The following is a 15,143-nucleotide window of genomic DNA, read 5'->3' on the forward strand; positions in this document are numbered from 1 at the left end:
AAGCTTGCGGTTATTGCGTCTGGGAACTCGTCACACCATAGGGAAGCGGATCTTCTAGCCCCAATTCGGCAAAAGCAGCCAGACGCAATCGGCAAGAATCGCAAACACCACAAGCAACCTCGCCACCAACATAGCAAGACCAGGTTTGCTCCCAAGGTACGCCCAGCTGATTTCCAAGCTGGATGATTTCCGTTTTCTTGAGGTCTATCAGGGGCGTGATGATAGTAACTGGCTCTCCCTCTCGTCCCTGTTTTGTTCCCAGTCGAAATACTTCTTGCATCGCCTGGATATAGTCGGGACGGCAATCTGGATAACCGGAATAATCTAAAGCGTTTACACCAATATAAACTCGCTGGGCTTGAATGGTTTCTGCATAAGCCAGAGCAAAGCTCAAAAAGATGGTGTTCCGAGCAGGTACATAGGTGACGGGGATACTTTGATTCATCTCATCAAGCGATCGCCCTTCTGGCACCTCAATGGCGCTGTCTGTGAGCGCAGAGCCGCCCCATAGACGCAAATCAAAGGTCACTACCTGATGTTCTACCACACCAGCTAAACGAGCGATCGCCCGGCTTGACTCTAACTCGCGCTGATGTCGCTGCTGGTAATCAAACGCCAGAGAGTACAACTCGCAGCCCTCAGCCTTTGCCTGATACAACACCGTCGATGAGTCCAACCCCCCAGACAACAAAACAACCGCTTTCACTTATCAATCCCCCGTCAACATATTTTCTTGCTGTTCTTAATCTTGTCAGTTTCAACTGACAACCGACAACTAATGACAGACCGCAGAGCCTACCCTGCCGAATCTTGACAGACTCTCCGTCCTGTCCTAGCAACCGACTCCTCCCCAAATGGACGGGAAAGAAAGTGACACATCCGCCTGCATCAAATTTACAAACCTCAACACAATGAAAGAGAAGTTAAAATCTGACTTATAGTTTATGAATTTAGACAGAGCTTTGAAATTCTTCACAAATGAAGGCACTATGGTACCATCTGGATCGTCTCAGGCAAGTAACTATTGCTAATTGACCTATATACAGGTGGTGGAGGAGCATACAGGAGTGCAAGAAAGCATATCAGGAAGATACCCAGAGGCTCATTTACAGCGCAACCAGCCGCAACCAATCCGCGTTGGCGTAATTGGAGTTGGCAATATGGGGCAGCATCACACCCGCGTTCTAAGTCTCCTTAAAGACGTTGAACTGATTGGTGTGGCAGATATTAATGTTGAGCGGGGTTTGGACACTGCAAGTAAATATCGCGTCCGCTTTTTTGAAGATTATCATGACTTAATCCCATATGTAGATGCCGTTTGCATTGCTGTTCCCACAAGGCTGCATCACGATGTGGGAATGACCTGTCTGCAAGCAGGGATTCATGTCTTGATTGAAAAGCCAATTGCTGCCAATATTGCCGAGGCTGAATCTCTGGTAAATGCGGCAGCCGATTCTCACTGTATTCTACAAGTGGGACACATTGAGCGTTTTAACCCGGCTTTTCAAGAACTCAGCAAAGTGCTGAAAACAGAAGAATTGCTGGCTCTAGAGGCTCATCGCATGAGTCCCTATTCTCAAAGGGCTAACGATGTCTCTGTGGTTTTGGATTTGATGATCCATGACATCGATCTTTTACTGGAACTGGCAGCTGCGCCAGTGGTTAAGTTGACAGCTAGTGGTAGTCGTGCTTCTGATTCTGGTTATTTAGATTATGTAACTGCGACCCTTGGCTTTGCTAATGGTATTGTGGCTACGTTAACAGCCAGTAAGGTGACACACCGCAAAATTCGCCGGATTGCTGCCCATTGCAAAAATTCCCTCACTGAGGCAGATTTTCTCAATAATGAAATTCTGATTCATCGGCAAACAACCGCCAATTATATGACGGAATATGGGCAGGTGCTTTATCGGCAGGATGGGTTAATTGAGAAGGTTTATACCAGTAATATTGAGCCACTGCACGCGGAGTTAGAGCATTTTGTTAGTTGTGTGCGGGGTGGTAAACAACCTTCCGTAGGTGGCGAACAGGCGCTTAAGGCTCTGCGTTTGGCAAGTTTAATTGATCAGTTGGCTCTCGATGGTCAGGTTTGGCAGGAACCGGACTGGGAGAATCGTTGTTTGAGTTCTCCAAGTGTGGCGATTTCCTATTGAGACAATTAAAAATGCCAAATTAAAAATTAAAAATTGAGTAATCCCTATTTTTAATTTTTAATTGGCAACGATCGCCCAATTTCTTGATTAACCAGCTGATTTCCTTCGATGCTGAGGTGTATATGATCTCGGTACAGGGTTTCGGGCTGCTGTTTTGAGTTGAAAATTGGTAGAAAATCTAGGTAAGCAATATTTTGCGCCTTTGTCAAGTCAATCAGGCGCTTTCTTGCTTCCAATTCATAATCGCGGGGGCCAGGTTCGCCGATTTCTCGCTTTAGAGGTGTCATGGCAAGCATTAAGCTGGCACCTTTTTGATCTGCGATTGTCTTAATTTCTCGGATTGCTTCTAGATTAAATCCGACGCGATCGCCTGATTCTGCGTTCACCTGTGCCATCTCTGAGGGCGGCTTGTATGGCAATAAGTAGCGGCTGAAGGCTTCTATTATCCCAAGCGGCGGTTTCTGGCTGGGGTAGAAGCGATCGCGCCCGACGGGGATCGAAGTTGGAGCCGTACCGAATAAATCGTCGGTATTAATCAGTAATACAATTATCTGAGCGTCAAACGTACCAAATCGCTTGATGTAAGCTAATTCATTGCGCGGACACCAGGAATTTGCTGAAGCGTTGAGAACTTCCACCTGTTTAAAAGTATTACTATCGATAGATGATTCCAACAGCTTAGTCAGCATTGCGGAAAGCGTATGAGTTTGATCCGTCCACCAGCCACCATTAGCGATGGAATCTCCCAACAGCAGCACCCGCATGGTAGACTCTGGGCGAGTTTCGGTTATTTCTGGGCTTCGCATCGAATATTGATTTATTTCTATCCGGTTGCCAAACCTGCGAGTCCGCTGATTCGGCGCTAATAAATAACCAATCTGCTCATCGGCAACGTAAACTAAGGGATTACCAAAACCAAACAGCAGGCGCAATCCCACTTCTAGTGCCACTACCAACCCCACAACAACTGCCAAAACAATCAGCGCAATTTTCACGGATAATCCCCCTCAACGACAAAGGCTGTTATTAATATGCCCAACGACTGAAGTCGTGGCTAGATAAACAAAGCCCGGATGGTGCGCGAGCTAGAGTGATGTTTTGTAGACTCTAGAGGTGCAAAATATAAGTTTATCTCTGCTTTTTGAGCTGTTGCTGCGTTTTTTTGAGATTATCTTTAGCTTCTACATAATTAGGGTTTAATTGAACAGCTTGCTTAAACTTCTCAATAGCTGCTGTCAATTTTCCCTGCTGATGGAGTCCTAGACCCAAATTATTGTGAACCGAAGCAGCTGGTGCTTCTAGCGTATCTGGTAAACTTAAAGCTTGATGATAGGCAGCGATCGCTTCTTAGTAGATTGTTGTAAGCACGAGAATTATTAGGGTCAAGTTGAGTAGCTTGAGGGGAAGAAGCGATTGCCTCCTCCAGTTTGTTCTGGTTGTATAGTACGTTGCCCCGATCGCTGTAGTAAGTAGTATTTTTATAGCTCCAAGTCCCAACTCTGAAAAGTCGCCTCCATCTTAGCCCAACCCATTTATGACCCATTTGGGTGATAGACGAGTGTGGCATCACCCGCTAACCTAGTGATGGATAGGATAAACTTTACAAATATTTGCTAATCTTCGAGAGAAGGAGGATCGCCGCGCTATGTCAGACTTGAATCGTGGAATTATGAAGTTTAAGGGAGCTGATAGCCCAACAGCGATCGCTATCTCATCGGTGGTGGTTTTGGGCGGTATTGCTTTCCTCATTTGGTGGGCGCTTCAATCAGCCTACGCCGTGTAATCTTCAAGGTGAGGATACTACCGATGCTGATAAAGTCATAAATTCAAGCCATCGGGTTATTTCAAGGTTCCTGTAATCATCCCTGTTTTAGGGATAAAATTCCCGTGAAGTGCAATTTATTCTTTCTTGTCCTCCTTATTTAAGGAAGATTAGGAAGATAGAATCTTTCTTCGCCCCTTTTTAAAAGGGGATTCGGGGGAGTATAAGCTGAATATAATAAGCGGCATATCTCCCTTTTTAATAGGAAAGTAACCTTTAGATTTGCACATTGCGTAACTTCGACATTTAACCCAAAAAACTTTTAATTAGTTTTTCAGAGTCGCTTTTGTGAGCTTAACTCTGAAATTTCTCGTGAAAATTTTTCACAACTAAAGAATTATGGCCAGCATTCGGGATATTCTTGGTTATTACCGAAAATATTGGGCGATCGCGTGTTTTAGTATTGCCGCAGCCAGTATTTTTGAAATCATCGATCTAGCGGTTCCTTACGCCATCGGACAGATTCTTAATGTCCTGTCCAATCAACCGCTAGATAAAGCATTGCAGAATGCGATCGCATTCGCAGCCGATATTACCAATTTACCAGCAAATCAGTTCTTTTCCCTATCCGTACTGATGGGTTTAATCTTCCTTGTCACCGTAGTTAGAGCGCCGGTTCAGACTTGGACGAGTTGGTGGTTCCATTGGGATATAGCCTTGCGATCGCGTCGAGATCAAGCCCAAAAAACTCTAGAAAAAATTCTCACTCTGCCCCTAGAATTTTATGAAGAAAACAACCCCGGACGTATTGCCGGACGAGTTGCTAAAGGGCTAGAAAACCACACCTGGACTTACCCAGAAATTGCCGGACAGTTTATTCCCAAGCTATTCCGAGTCCTGGGTATATTTGGAATTATCTGGCTAATCGAGTGGCGCATTGCTTTAATATTTCTAGTTTCGTTCCTGTTTATCCTCAGCTTCAGTCTCAGAGGTTTAAAGCACCTGATGCAACAAGAACGACAGCTAGATAAATACATGGAAAATACCCAAAGCCGCACCTCGGAAATCGTCACCAACATCAAAACAGTCAAAGCATTTGCCACTGAAGGCATAGAAATCAAACGGCAACGACAACGCTTAAACCGCGAGTTTAAAGTAGTTGATTACCGCATTCACCTCGGTTACATCAAACTCGCCACTTGGCAAAAGACTATCATTCAATTTTGTGTTTTGATGGTGCTAGGTTTGACTCTCAACGCTGCACTGAAGGGACAGATTTCACTTGGTCACTTCGTGACGACTTTAACCATTTCCAGTATGGCTTATGCAGAATTGGAACCAATCGCCAACATAGCCGAGATTTTTGCGCGTCGCTATGCCTCAATGCTGCGGTTTCACGAATTTATGCAGCATCCGTCTGGAGCAGATGCTGGCGATTTGGTCATAGATTCATCTGCGATTGCCACATCCTATCAATTCACCGGAAAAATCGAATTTTCCCATCTTACTTTTGGCTACGACACCAGCCGCCCAGTTTTACAAAACATCAATCTACTGATTGAACCGTATCAAACTGTAGCTCTAGTAGGTCGTTCAGGATCGGGAAAATCTACCTTAGTTAAACTGCTGTTCCGGTACTTTGAACCCACACAGGGAAGCATTTTAATGGATGGGCAAGACATTCGTACCCTGGATGTCAGCAGCTATCGGCGGCGGTTAGCCATTGTCCACCAAGAAGTAGACATCTTCAACGGCACCTTGCTAGATAATCTCACTTACGGGAACCCCAAAGCCACCTTTGAGCAAGTGCAGGAAGCCTGTCGCATTGCCAGAGTAGACGAAGTAATCGAGCATTTGCCGCAAGGTTACTACACCGTTGTCGGGGAGCGGGGAATGCGGCTTTCTGGGGGACAGAGGCAGCGCTTAGGCATTGCCAGGGCGCTCCTAGTGGAACCTGACGTTTTAATCTTTGACGAGGCGACTTCCAGCCTCGACTACGAATCTGAGCGCTCAATTCAGCTTGCCATGCGTAGCATCCTTGGCACCCGCACTACAATCATCATCGCTCACCGATTAAGCACCGTCCGAGAAGCAGATAAAATCGTCGTTCTCGACCAAGGACAAATTGTAGAAGTCGGTAGCCATGCGGAACTACTACGCAGTGAAGGAATTTACCGCCGCTTGCACTCACTACAAGAAACTGGTGAGCTAATGTAAAGTTAAAAGGCAAAAGCTAAAAGGTAAAAGTTAAAAATTTTTCTTTTTCCTTTTGCCTATATTGCTCCAAGATTTCGGGAAGGCGCGATCGCGAGAGCGCTCATCGTCTCTACACCCTTTCTTTGGTGCGCTTTTGTCTTTTGCCTTTTTTATCTTCCCGTGATTTTTTTACCTGTTGGGTCATACATTCTGGTTGCTTCTGATATCGGTCCGCTTTTAGGAAGTGTTTGGCTCGATATCGCAGTTTTGGGATTGATGCTTTTGTTTTCGGCTTTTTTCTCCGGTTCCGAAACCGCTCTGACGGCGCTGGACAATCTTAAGCTCAGGGCGCTGATGAAAGAGCAGAGCGACCTAAGCCGGATGTTCTCGCTGGTACTAGAGAACCGCGCTCGATTTATTACTACCCTCCTTGTCGGCAACAACCTGGTCAATAATTTTTCAGCGATTTTGACCAGTAATTTATTTGCCCTTTGGCTGGGTAATGCGGGTATAGGAATTGCCACAGCTGTTGTCACTTTTCTGGTGTTAATTTTTGGCGAAGTTACACCGAAATCTCTGGCTGTTAACAATGTGATGGCAGTTTTTAAGTTTTCCATTCGCCCGATATACTTGCTTTCAATTGCTTTAGCACCCATCATTTATCTGTTTGAAACTATTGCCCAGAGTGTGATTCGCCTGTTTCAGAGAGGTGCTGTTCAGGAGGGAGAGTCATTAAAAGACCTCCAACTGATGATTGAAATTTTGGGCGGTAAGGGCAAACTGGATTTGGATAAACACCAGCTGCTGAATAAAGCCCTGATGCTAGATAGTCTCAGCGCCCACGATCTCGTCAAGCCCCGGATTGAGATGCGGACTATCTCCCATGAGGCAACTTTGCAGGAATTTGTAAATCTTTGTTTGGAGACGGGATATTCCCGCATCCCCGTGCAGGAGGAGTCTAAGGATCAAATTGTGGGAATTGTTCACCTGAAGCGGGCGCTCCAGCAGCTCAATCAATTGCGAAAAGAAGGGATTGACAATGGACTCGTGACAGAGGCGATGGATCCGCCTGTGTATGTGCCAGACACGAAGCGAGTTGCGAATCTGCTCAAGGAAATGTTGCAACAGCGCCTGCACATTGTGATTGTGGTGGATGAGTATGGTGGCACGGTGGGGCTGATCACGCTGGAAGATATTCTGGAGGAGTTAGTGGGAGAGATTTATGATGAAAGTGATTTTCCGAGTCGGGCGATAACTGTGAGAAATATCCCGCGCTTCGGTGGAAGCTGATTGGGAGAAGTGCGATTCCCAACATCGGAGAACAAATTTGCCCAAAACCCTTTTCAATTTCTAAAAAGCTGTGCTACGATTATTAATCGTGGATCGAAATGGGTCGATGCCCGAGTGGTTAATGGGGGTGGACTGTAAATCCACTGGCTACGCCTACGCTGGTTCAAATCCAGCTCGGCCCACCACAATTCAGGTAAAATGGAAAAAGTAAAAATTTTATTTTGCCTTTTGCCTTTTTCGCCCGTGTGGCTCAGTGGTAGAGCACACCCTTGGTAAGGGTGAGGTCACGAGTTCAATCCTCGTCACGGGCTTTTAAAAATAGAAAATATAGACTGTATAGCAATTCAAGGGTTGGATGCTATACATCTGTAAGGACAAGCTAATGCCATCTCCTTACTAAGGTGGCCGAAACGTCAGAAACGCCATATATTATATTTCATACTTCACCTAACGGAGAAACAGTATAAAGGTTTTAGTTTTTGAAAATAATAGACATCCAGAAGCCCCACTTGTGACTTCTGGATGTCTATATTGGTTTTTTAGGTATAGTCGGGGCTTGAGGGATATTATTTACAACGGGTACGGCAGGACTCGAACCTGCGGCAGGCTGCTTAGAAGGCAGCTACTCTATCCACCTGAGTTACGCACCCACAGAATTCCTATCTTAGTATATAAAATTGTATCTGTGCTGAGTGCTGTAAAGCAAGCCGGAATTTCAAAGGTTTATAAAGTAAGGAGGCTCTTTTGAGCTATAAGAGCAATGTAGACTAGAAACCATTATACGAGAGATGCTTGGATACGATAGTGTATTAGTCAAGGCGATCGCTCTTCGAGCAGACTCACAAGGCAGCGTTGCCGGATTCTAAACCATTACCAGCGCTCTGTAGCCCTTGATCGTTGCGCGGCGATCGCCTATAAGGGACACAGCACCCCCGGCTATGTCAGGAGTCATTTGCCAGTGTCATGTTTATTCTGAAACGGCAGGATGTTGAAATCTCAAGCATTCAGCACCCCAAGCGGGAGCAACAGATCCCAATTCTCAATTATCAGGGGCAGACATTTCGCTTGCTAAGTGTCTTTGCTGCCAATCAAGCAGAAGAAGCCAGAGCCTTTTGGCGCGACCTCACCGATAACCGTGGCAAAGCCTGCGTTTTGCTGGAAGAGCCAGATCGGTATAGTATTTGGGGCAAAATTCGCTTAGAGCAACTAGCAACTGATGCTGGTAGCGATCTCAAAATTACCCCTATAACGCAAGCCTGCCTGTTGCTACTCCAGGCGGTTTACATAGACATTGAAGACCTCTTAGGAAATAGGCAAGCTGGATTATTTCAGAAAGACCTTACTGATGTCTTCCGGCAGTGGCACTTTCCGGGAGCGGATTCGCCGCAAGCGGTGAAAAACTTGCTAACGATGGACCCGCTGACTAGCCTTCAGATTCCCGCTTGGGAAGAACATCATCTGATAACTCTGTTGCAAGAACTTCATCGCCTGGGTAAAGAGTATTTTGGCAATACGAACTTTTCTCAGGGAGTAAAGGATACATTACAAGATATGCAACCAGGCGAGCTGAATCAGTTTATTGAGTGGTTGAATCAATCTCCCCTTGGTAAGCTGTGGCGCTAAAGAAAAATGTTTAAGGTAATGTACCGGAGAAAAGCATTGCCAGGGGAGACACTTGCGCTTCCTGAGATGAGATTTTTTAGGCGATTATTCATTTAAATGGTATTTGCCATCGAAACAAAAGCGTGCATCCTTTTTTTTTTGAGGACTTATGAGCAGCTCTTTGGAAAAGTCATCGGAAAATTCATCTACTTGGCAATCCATACTGGGTGTTCAAACCATTGTGATCGCTGGAATTGCCTGGGCGGTACTAGCACTGCTGTATTTTCTGCTGTTTAGCATTTCAGCGCCAGGGGAAGATCGTCCACTGTGGTACACCATTGGAACTTACATTTTTGAAGAAGTGGCTTATCTAGGCGCAGCAGTGCTGTGTTTTAGAAACTGGCGCTCTCCTCAGATTGTCAGCGGGCGTAACGTCTGGCTGGGATTCGGTATGGGAATGTTGTGCTATTTCCTGGGAAACTTGTTGTTTTGCTATTGGGAATTGGTTTTACATCAAGAACCAATTGTGTCGCCTGGGGATTTGTTTTTTGTGCCTGCTTATCTGTTTCTTGGCTGGGGCATGATTTTAGCGGTGATCTCCAGACGATTGAATCTAGAAATTTGGCAGTGGGCAGTTGTGGGCGCGATCGCATTCGTCGGTATTGCCTTGGCACTCTGGCTTTCCTTTGCCCCCCCCAAGCAGTCAACAGCAGTTTCAGTTGACTCACTACCTACTTCTTCAACGCAAGTGGCTAATGCGAATTTAGCTAAGAAAGCGAATGCCTACGGCACACCCACGACCTACCCTGCTACCAAAGCACCAGCAGTCAAAACCGCGAAATCAGCACAAGGTAAAGCCTCTGCTACAGGGGTTCTAGCTGCTACTGCTGAGCCAGCACCGCCCCCAGCCTGGGTTATATCCGTGGAAAAACTACTAGAACCATTGGCGGGATTTTTAAACATCTTCTACGTAGTTATCGATATCTTCCTCTTGATTATTGCTGCAACTGTATTGTTAGCCTTTTGGGGGGGACGCTTTTCCCAATCTTGGAGGATGATAGCAGGAGCAGCTTTTTCCTACTATGTTGCCGATATGTGGCTTAAATACGCCGATACTTACATTGGCGATGAATACCAAAGTGGCGGACTATTGGAAGTGTTCTGGGTTTTCAGCGGTGTGCTTTTTGCCATCGGTGCTGCTCTAGAATTTGACACCTCCAGTCGTTCTCGCCGCAGCGGACGCAAACGTGCTTAAAAAGTGGCATGAGTGTGAGAAAACTCTCAGAATCAGATAAACGCGAAATCCTTAACCTATATCGACAGCCAGGAGAGACAACCTCAACCCTGGCTACTCGTTATGATGTCAGTAACTCGACAATTAGCCGCCTCCTGAAAAATCGTCTGTCCGAGAAGGAATATGAAGGTCTGATCCAGCAAAAGCGGGCTACTCGTAGCCATAGCAGCGTTTCGGAACCAACAGCCTCTGAGGAAGACGAACCACAAGAGACGTTGCCAGAAACCTTTGCACAAACCGAAAAAATTGAAGAACCCTCTGCGGAAATCTTTAACTCCGAACGGCGACGTCGCAGGCGCTCGTCAGTGGAATCTTCGCTAGAGACAATAGACAGTACGGAGGATGAAGAAAACCTTCCTTCCTCAGAGCTTCTTGGGACATCGTCCGAGCCACTGTTCGAGGTGGCAGTTGATTCAGCACAGACAGGTGGTGCCGAACGCCTGGATGATGATAATTACGCTGCCGAAGCCGAAGCCAGCGTCATAGAAGAGATGCTCTTAGAAGACCTGAGAGCTTTAAACAACGACGACGAAGACGACGAGGACGACGAGGACGACGAGGACGACGAGGACGCAGATTTAGAAGACCTCGAAGACGAGGATTGGGACGATGATCCGCCAACGCCAAAGATTGGGCATCAAAGAGGAATGTTACGCGGTGAAAACCGCGAAGGAGTTCAAGTTTTACCGCTGTCCAACGCGGTGCTTCCCAAAATTTGCTATTTAGTCGTTGACCGTGCGGCAGAGTTAATCTCTCGTCCTCTCAAAGAGTTCAGCGATCTGGGACAAATTCCTCCCCAGGAGTTTCAGCAGAGAACGCTACCAGTTTTCGACAATCACCGGGTAGCTAGACGGTTTTCTAACCGCACTCAACGAGTGATTAAGGTTCCAGATGGCAAGATGCTTCAGAAAACTTGTTCTCAACTGCAAGCTAAGGGAATTACCCGCTTGCTGATTGATGGTCAAGTTTACTCTTTGTAAGGGGCAGTTATGAAAAGCTGGCACGTTCTCCAACATGATTGCTGTTCTCTAACGCTTCTGCCAGCCTGGTAGCCAGTGTTTGTACCTGCCCAATGTAAGCGTCTTGCCTACGGCAAGACGCTTACATTGGCTTGTTGTCAGCTAACTTCTGTCGCCGCTTACGCATCGCTGGAGCATTAATCTTGCAGACTGGCAATTAAAAATAGCTGCATATAGATTCGGTGGGATTTTTTATTCCAATCCCCCAAAACCCATATTAAGCAGTTAATTAATAAATTTAGAACCGCTTATAGCCTAACTGACTACCGTATTTTTACTGAAAATAATTAGAGCCATCAATTTATATTAGTAAATTAACTTAAGCTATTAAGATTTTAAACTTTCTTAAAGAAAATATTTGTAAAGTGATGCAACTAACCCTTATAAAGCAGGGAGTCACTGAGAGTAAAATAATTATTAAGACTTAACTGAGCAACGAGTAAAGCTTGATGAAAAAGCAGTTGTAGCTATTAAGGTAGCAACAAACAAAGGCGGCTATTGAGCCAATGAAAGCTGGTATTTCTAGTCTCTTAAACAGTTTATATAACCTTATTAGCAGGGAGAGCGATCGCGCTATGGAAGTGAGCCACCTACTCAGGCTTTACGAAGCAGGACACAGAGACTTTGCAGGTGTAGATCTCAGCGGAGCAGACCTGCGGGGAGTTACTTTAATCGGGGTAAATCTCACAGGGGCTAACCTAATAGGAGCCAAGCTTAGTCGCGCTTTTTTAACCAAGTCAGACCTGACAAAGGCTTCCCTAAATTGGGCGGAGCTGAACTTTGTCAAACTCAGTGAAGGCAAACTGGTAGATGCAGATTTAACCAAAGCTAACCTTAGCGGGGCGTTTCTGGTGAAGTCAAAACTGCCTGGAGCTAAACTCAGTGGGGCAAATCTGTGCGCCGCCAATCTGCGGGAAGCTAATCTATGGGGAGCAAACTTGAGCGGTGCGAATCTGCAACGGATAAATTTGCGGGAATCAAACTTAAGCGGTGTTAACCTGAACTGGGCAAACTTAAGCGAAGCGAGACTCACTGGCGCGAAGTTGTATGGCGCATCTTTAAATAGCGTTAACTTAAGTAGAGCTTTTTTGAAAGGATTAGACTTGGGTGGAGTTGATTTAGAGGGAGTCAACCTCAGAGATGCCAAACTGACTGGCGCTAACCTGGAAGGCTCCAACTTGGTAGCAGCTGATTTGAGTGAAGCGATGCTGCGCGGAGTTAACCTCAAAGGAGCAGACTTAAGGAGCGCTAACTTGGTAAACGCTTGTTTAGAGGGAGCAGATTTAAGCTGGACGATTCTCAGTAAAGCAGATTTTAGCGATGCAAATCTCAGTGAAGCAAAACTGGTAGGAGCAAACCTGGAAGGTACCAAACTTAGCGGCGCTATACTGCCATCAGAAACACTAAACTCCGTCTATTCAGCAAACGTTGTGGCTATGACAGCGTTTGAAGAAGCAGTGGAACAAATGGTTGGATAAAAACTTGACGACGTAGGGACACGACGGTGTTGCGTCCCTACACGAACTAATCATAAATTGCAGATTATGGATAAGGATTTTGCTACAACTGGCTACGGTGTAGTATTAGTAACGGCATCTTCGCAGGAAGAAGCAGAAAAGATAGCCCAAAATTTAGTACAATCTCGTCTTGCTGCTTGTGTTAGCTTGATGCCAGTGCATTCCATCTACACCTGGCAAGGAAAAGTTAACTCAGAACAAGAGTGGCATCTGGTAATTAAAACAGATTTGGCGCACTTTTCCACCCTAGAAGCTAAGATTCGAGAATTGCACTCTTACGAAGTACCAGAAATTATTGCTCTCCCAATTTTGGCTGGTTCTCAACCTTATTTACAGTGGATTTCAGATAACGTGAATGAGATATAAAGCCTAATCCCCAGCCCCTTATTTTGCAGGGAAGTGGGTAAAAAAAGATAAGGCAAGGGGAGCAAAAAACCCCTTTTATGTAAAAAAAATTCTTCGGCTTCCCGCTCTTCTTATGAGGGGTTGTTCTTCGGGTGGAAGTAATTAGGGAGAGGTTTTCTTAAGTGTCAATAGCTGCTTCCAAAAGTCTTCCCAAATCGATAATATCTTCAATTCTGGCAATTTGATTCATCCATTTTTTAGGAATATTTTCTACTCCGTAATAAATTCCAGCCAAACCGCCAGTAACAGCTGCTGTAGTATCAGTATCTTCGCCCAAGTTCACAGCTTTTAAAACAGCCTCAGAATATGAGGAGCTATTTAAAAAACACCATAGAGCAGCCTCTAGTGTATCAATGACATAGCCTCTAGACCGAATATCATCTATCGGTAAAGAATCAATTTCACCACTGTTAACTCTATAAAAATGATAATTTTCTGAAGCGTATAAAGGGTGAATGTAAATTTCTTGGGCATTGTGAATTCCCTGGAGATAGGCATCTGCTGGAGCCATTCCTTGCAATAAACAAACGGCGATACTGATATAGATACCGCAGGCAATTTGAGAGCGTAAATGAGCATGAGTGATGCAAGATACTTGATGTACGCGCTCAATTAATTTAGGAAAATCTAGAGTTTTGTGATAGTAAGCTAAGGGCAAAATTCGCATCAAGGAACCATTGCCATTACTGTATTCATCTGTACCGCCAGCTTTTACAGGCGGGAAACCCTGTTGCAGACGCTCAAGAGCATCATAGGTGGTATTGCCGATATCGAAAACTTCGCCGTGGGGAGTCCAGTAAGCTTCGTTTAACCAGCGGCAAAAAGAGGATGCGATCGCGTCTATTGAAAACCCGCTACATAGAGATTCTGCTAAACAGAAAGTCAGAGAGCTATCATCTGACCAAGTACCAGGAGGTTGATTATAAGTTCCGTAACCTCGCATAGTTTCCACTGGTGACTTCAGCCGCTCTACTCTACTGGTGAATTCAACTGGAACACCCAAAGCATCACCCACACAAACCCCGACCAGCCCTGCCAAGATTTGAGAGCTAGTTTGCATCATTTTTGCTTGCTCCTCGACGCTGCCAAAATTCTGCAATTCTTTTCTGCCATTGTTGCCAGTAAACCATCATTTTATCTGGATCGAACCAGAACACTTCAGCTTGCATTCCCGGAACTGCTACAACCACGCCAGCATGATTTAATTGGATGCCGTACTCTTGATAAAACTGGTTGACCGCGCCGCAGTAAGCCGCCAACTGAATTGGCGCATCATGTAAGCGTTCTGCGGAACCTTTGGGTTTATCAGCAGTTTTCCAATCCAAGACGCAGGGAACACCTTTGTAACTAGCGACACAATCCACTCTCCCGGCATAAGTCAAGTCGTAGTGGAAAACAGAACCTTCCACTAAGCGCACCTCGTTAATGTCTTGCAAGACAGACTGCAAGCTCTCCCAGTAAGGTTTAGCGGCGTCTGGACAGGAGATATCCTCACCAAGCAGATAGCGCTGAATATGCTTGTGGGTGGAAGTACCACGACGACTAGCAGCACCAGAAATGCGATTAGCTTCTTCTACTCCGACTCGGTTGCGCCAGTTGAAGAGTGCGTCTCGATCTTCTTGCGGTTTGGTAGCGTTAAGTATAGTTGTGACACTGGGGAAGCGATCGCCCTTAGCATCAACATAGTATTGTTTCCCATATTCACGCACCGCTTTTGCATGGTGATGAGGTAGCAGATTGATATTAAACGGCATTGGCAAATTCGTTTTTCTTTAAACTTTAAAAGGGTTGTGCACAGGGGAGATTTTAATGACTCCTTCTTCATTTGAACAAGAATAAAAGTAGTGCAATTCTTTGTGACACATCGTCCGTAGACTTATAGTCCGTAGACAATCAAAATTAGCC

At 45.5% G+C, this 15,143-nt stretch carries 15 protein-coding genes and 3 tRNA genes; 11 read left to right on the plus strand and 7 right to left on the minus strand.

Features of this window, described 5'->3' with window-relative positions:
- Window positions 1–10: 10 nt before the first annotated feature.
- Window positions 11–706 (minus strand): 7-cyano-7-deazaguanine synthase QueC, encoded by a 696-nt coding sequence (gene queC, locus H6F66_RS19335; RefSeq protein ID WP_190424306.1) that lies wholly within the window; start codon window positions 704–706, stop codon window positions 11–13.
- A 373-nt stretch (window positions 707–1,079) separates the two neighbouring features.
- Between queC and H6F66_RS19340 the strand changes: the two genes are divergently transcribed.
- On the plus strand, window positions 1,080–2,153 hold the full coding sequence (locus H6F66_RS19340) for a Gfo/Idh/MocA family oxidoreductase (RefSeq protein WP_190424496.1): 1,074 nt from the start codon (window positions 1,080–1,082) through the stop codon (window positions 2,151–2,153).
- 50 nt (window positions 2,154–2,203) lie between these two features.
- Here the strand turns inward: H6F66_RS19340 and H6F66_RS19345 are convergent, their stop codons facing one another.
- The 3 genes from H6F66_RS19345 to H6F66_RS19355 all read right to left on the minus strand — a co-directional run bounded on the left by H6F66_RS19345 (window position 2,204) and on the right by H6F66_RS19355 (window position 3,720).
- Window positions 2,204–3,148, minus strand: coding sequence for a GDSL-type esterase/lipase family protein (locus H6F66_RS19345; protein WP_190424308.1), 945 nt, complete (start codon window positions 3,146–3,148; stop codon window positions 2,204–2,206).
- 133 nt (window positions 3,149–3,281) lie between these two features.
- Window positions 3,282–3,422 (minus strand): tetratricopeptide repeat protein, encoded by a 141-nt coding sequence (locus H6F66_RS19350; RefSeq protein WP_190424310.1) that lies wholly within the window; start codon window positions 3,420–3,422, stop codon window positions 3,282–3,284.
- A gap of 1 nt (window position 3,423) precedes the next feature.
- Window positions 3,424–3,720 (minus strand): tetratricopeptide repeat protein, encoded by a 297-nt coding sequence (locus tag H6F66_RS19355; protein ID WP_190447415.1) that lies wholly within the window; start codon window positions 3,718–3,720, stop codon window positions 3,424–3,426.
- Between the two features lie 78 nt (window positions 3,721–3,798).
- Between H6F66_RS19355 and H6F66_RS19360 the strand changes: the two genes are divergently transcribed.
- From H6F66_RS19360 to H6F66_RS19380, 5 genes are all read left to right on the plus strand, one after another.
- On the plus strand, window positions 3,799–3,936 hold the full coding sequence (locus tag H6F66_RS19360; protein WP_190424314.1) for a hypothetical protein: 138 nt from the start codon (window positions 3,799–3,801) through the stop codon (window positions 3,934–3,936).
- Window positions 3,937–4,314: 378 nt separating this feature from the next.
- Window positions 4,315–6,132, plus strand: coding sequence for an ABC transporter ATP-binding protein (locus tag H6F66_RS19365; RefSeq protein WP_190424316.1), 1,818 nt, complete (start codon window positions 4,315–4,317; stop codon window positions 6,130–6,132).
- Window positions 6,133–6,291: 159 nt separating this feature from the next.
- Window positions 6,292–7,401, plus strand: a complete 1,110-nt coding sequence (locus H6F66_RS19370) for a hemolysin family protein (RefSeq protein WP_347269408.1) — start codon at window positions 6,292–6,294, stop codon at window positions 7,399–7,401.
- Between the two features lie 100 nt (window positions 7,402–7,501).
- Window positions 7,502–7,586 (plus strand) — tRNA-Tyr (locus H6F66_RS19375).
- 54 nt (window positions 7,587–7,640) lie between these two features.
- Window positions 7,641–7,712, plus strand: a tRNA-Thr gene (locus H6F66_RS19380).
- Window positions 7,713–7,977: 265 nt separating this feature from the next.
- On the opposite strand, the gene H6F66_RS19385 is transcribed toward H6F66_RS19380, so the two are convergent.
- A tRNA-Arg gene (locus H6F66_RS19385) sits at window positions 7,978–8,051 on the minus strand.
- Window positions 8,052–8,364: 313 nt separating this feature from the next.
- Here H6F66_RS19385 and H6F66_RS19390 point away from each other — a divergent pair.
- The 5 genes from H6F66_RS19390 (at window position 8,365) to cutA (ending at window position 13,199) form a co-directional block, all read left to right on the plus strand.
- On the plus strand, window positions 8,365–9,024 hold the full coding sequence (locus H6F66_RS19390) for an Npun_F0813 family protein (RefSeq protein ID WP_190424318.1): 660 nt from the start codon (window positions 8,365–8,367) through the stop codon (window positions 9,022–9,024).
- A 148-nt stretch (window positions 9,025–9,172) separates the two neighbouring features.
- A complete protein-coding gene (locus tag H6F66_RS19395) occupies window positions 9,173–10,258 on the plus strand; it encodes a hypothetical protein (RefSeq protein ID WP_190424320.1) in 1,086 nt (361 codons plus the stop codon).
- Window positions 10,259–10,266: 8 nt separating this feature from the next.
- On the plus strand, window positions 10,267–11,277 hold the full coding sequence (locus tag H6F66_RS19400) for a hypothetical protein (RefSeq protein WP_190424322.1): 1,011 nt from the start codon (window positions 10,267–10,269) through the stop codon (window positions 11,275–11,277).
- A 614-nt stretch (window positions 11,278–11,891) separates the two neighbouring features.
- Window positions 11,892–12,794: a pentapeptide repeat-containing protein gene (locus H6F66_RS19405; protein ID WP_190424324.1), complete on the plus strand. Its 903-nt coding sequence runs from the start codon at window positions 11,892–11,894 to the stop codon at window positions 12,792–12,794.
- A 66-nt stretch (window positions 12,795–12,860) separates the two neighbouring features.
- Window positions 12,861–13,199: a divalent-cation tolerance protein CutA gene (gene cutA, locus H6F66_RS19410; protein ID WP_190424329.1), complete on the plus strand. Its 339-nt coding sequence runs from the start codon at window positions 12,861–12,863 to the stop codon at window positions 13,197–13,199.
- A 157-nt stretch (window positions 13,200–13,356) separates the two neighbouring features.
- Here the strand turns inward: cutA and H6F66_RS19415 are convergent, their stop codons facing one another.
- Window positions 13,357–14,298 carry an ADP-ribosylglycohydrolase family protein gene (locus H6F66_RS19415; RefSeq protein ID WP_190424500.1) on the minus strand — a complete coding sequence of 314 codons (942 nt, stop codon included), beginning with the start codon at window positions 14,296–14,298 and terminating at the stop codon, window positions 13,357–13,359.
- Window positions 14,288–14,992, minus strand: coding sequence for a PD-(D/E)XK nuclease family protein (locus tag H6F66_RS19420; RefSeq protein ID WP_190424332.1), 705 nt, complete (start codon window positions 14,990–14,992; stop codon window positions 14,288–14,290). The genes H6F66_RS19415 and H6F66_RS19420 overlap by 11 nt, the downstream gene beginning before the upstream one ends.
- Window positions 14,993–15,143: the final 151 nt, after the last annotated feature.

The organism is Trichocoleus sp. FACHB-6 (genome assembly GCF_014695815.1).
Lineage (GTDB): Bacteria > Cyanobacteriota > Cyanobacteriia > Cyanobacteriales > FACHB-T130 > Funiculus > Funiculus sociatus.

Coding starts and splice junctions, on each gene's coding strand:
- H6F66_RS19355 (WP_190447415.1), bottom strand. CDS start 3,720: ATGCCACACTCGTCTATCACCCAAATGGGTCATAAATGGGTTGGGCTA.
- H6F66_RS19360 (WP_190424314.1), top strand. CDS start 3,799: ATGTCAGACTTGAATCGTGGAATTATGAAGTTTAAGGGAGCTGATAGC.
- H6F66_RS19365 (WP_190424316.1), top strand. CDS start 4,315: ATGGCCAGCATTCGGGATATTCTTGGTTATTACCGAAAATATTGGGCG.
- H6F66_RS19390 (WP_190424318.1), top strand. CDS start 8,365: ATGTTTATTCTGAAACGGCAGGATGTTGAAATCTCAAGCATTCAGCAC.
- H6F66_RS19395 (WP_190424320.1), top strand. CDS start 9,173: ATGAGCAGCTCTTTGGAAAAGTCATCGGAAAATTCATCTACTTGGCAA.
- H6F66_RS19400 (WP_190424322.1), top strand. CDS start 10,267: ATGAGTGTGAGAAAACTCTCAGAATCAGATAAACGCGAAATCCTTAAC.
- H6F66_RS19405 (WP_190424324.1), top strand. CDS start 11,892: ATGGAAGTGAGCCACCTACTCAGGCTTTACGAAGCAGGACACAGAGAC.
- cutA (WP_190424329.1), top strand. CDS start 12,861: ATGGATAAGGATTTTGCTACAACTGGCTACGGTGTAGTATTAGTAACG.
- H6F66_RS19415 (WP_190424500.1), bottom strand. CDS start 14,298: ATGCAAACTAGCTCTCAAATCTTGGCAGGGCTGGTCGGGGTTTGTGTG.
- H6F66_RS19420 (WP_190424332.1), bottom strand. CDS start 14,992: ATGCCGTTTAATATCAATCTGCTACCTCATCACCATGCAAAAGCGGTG.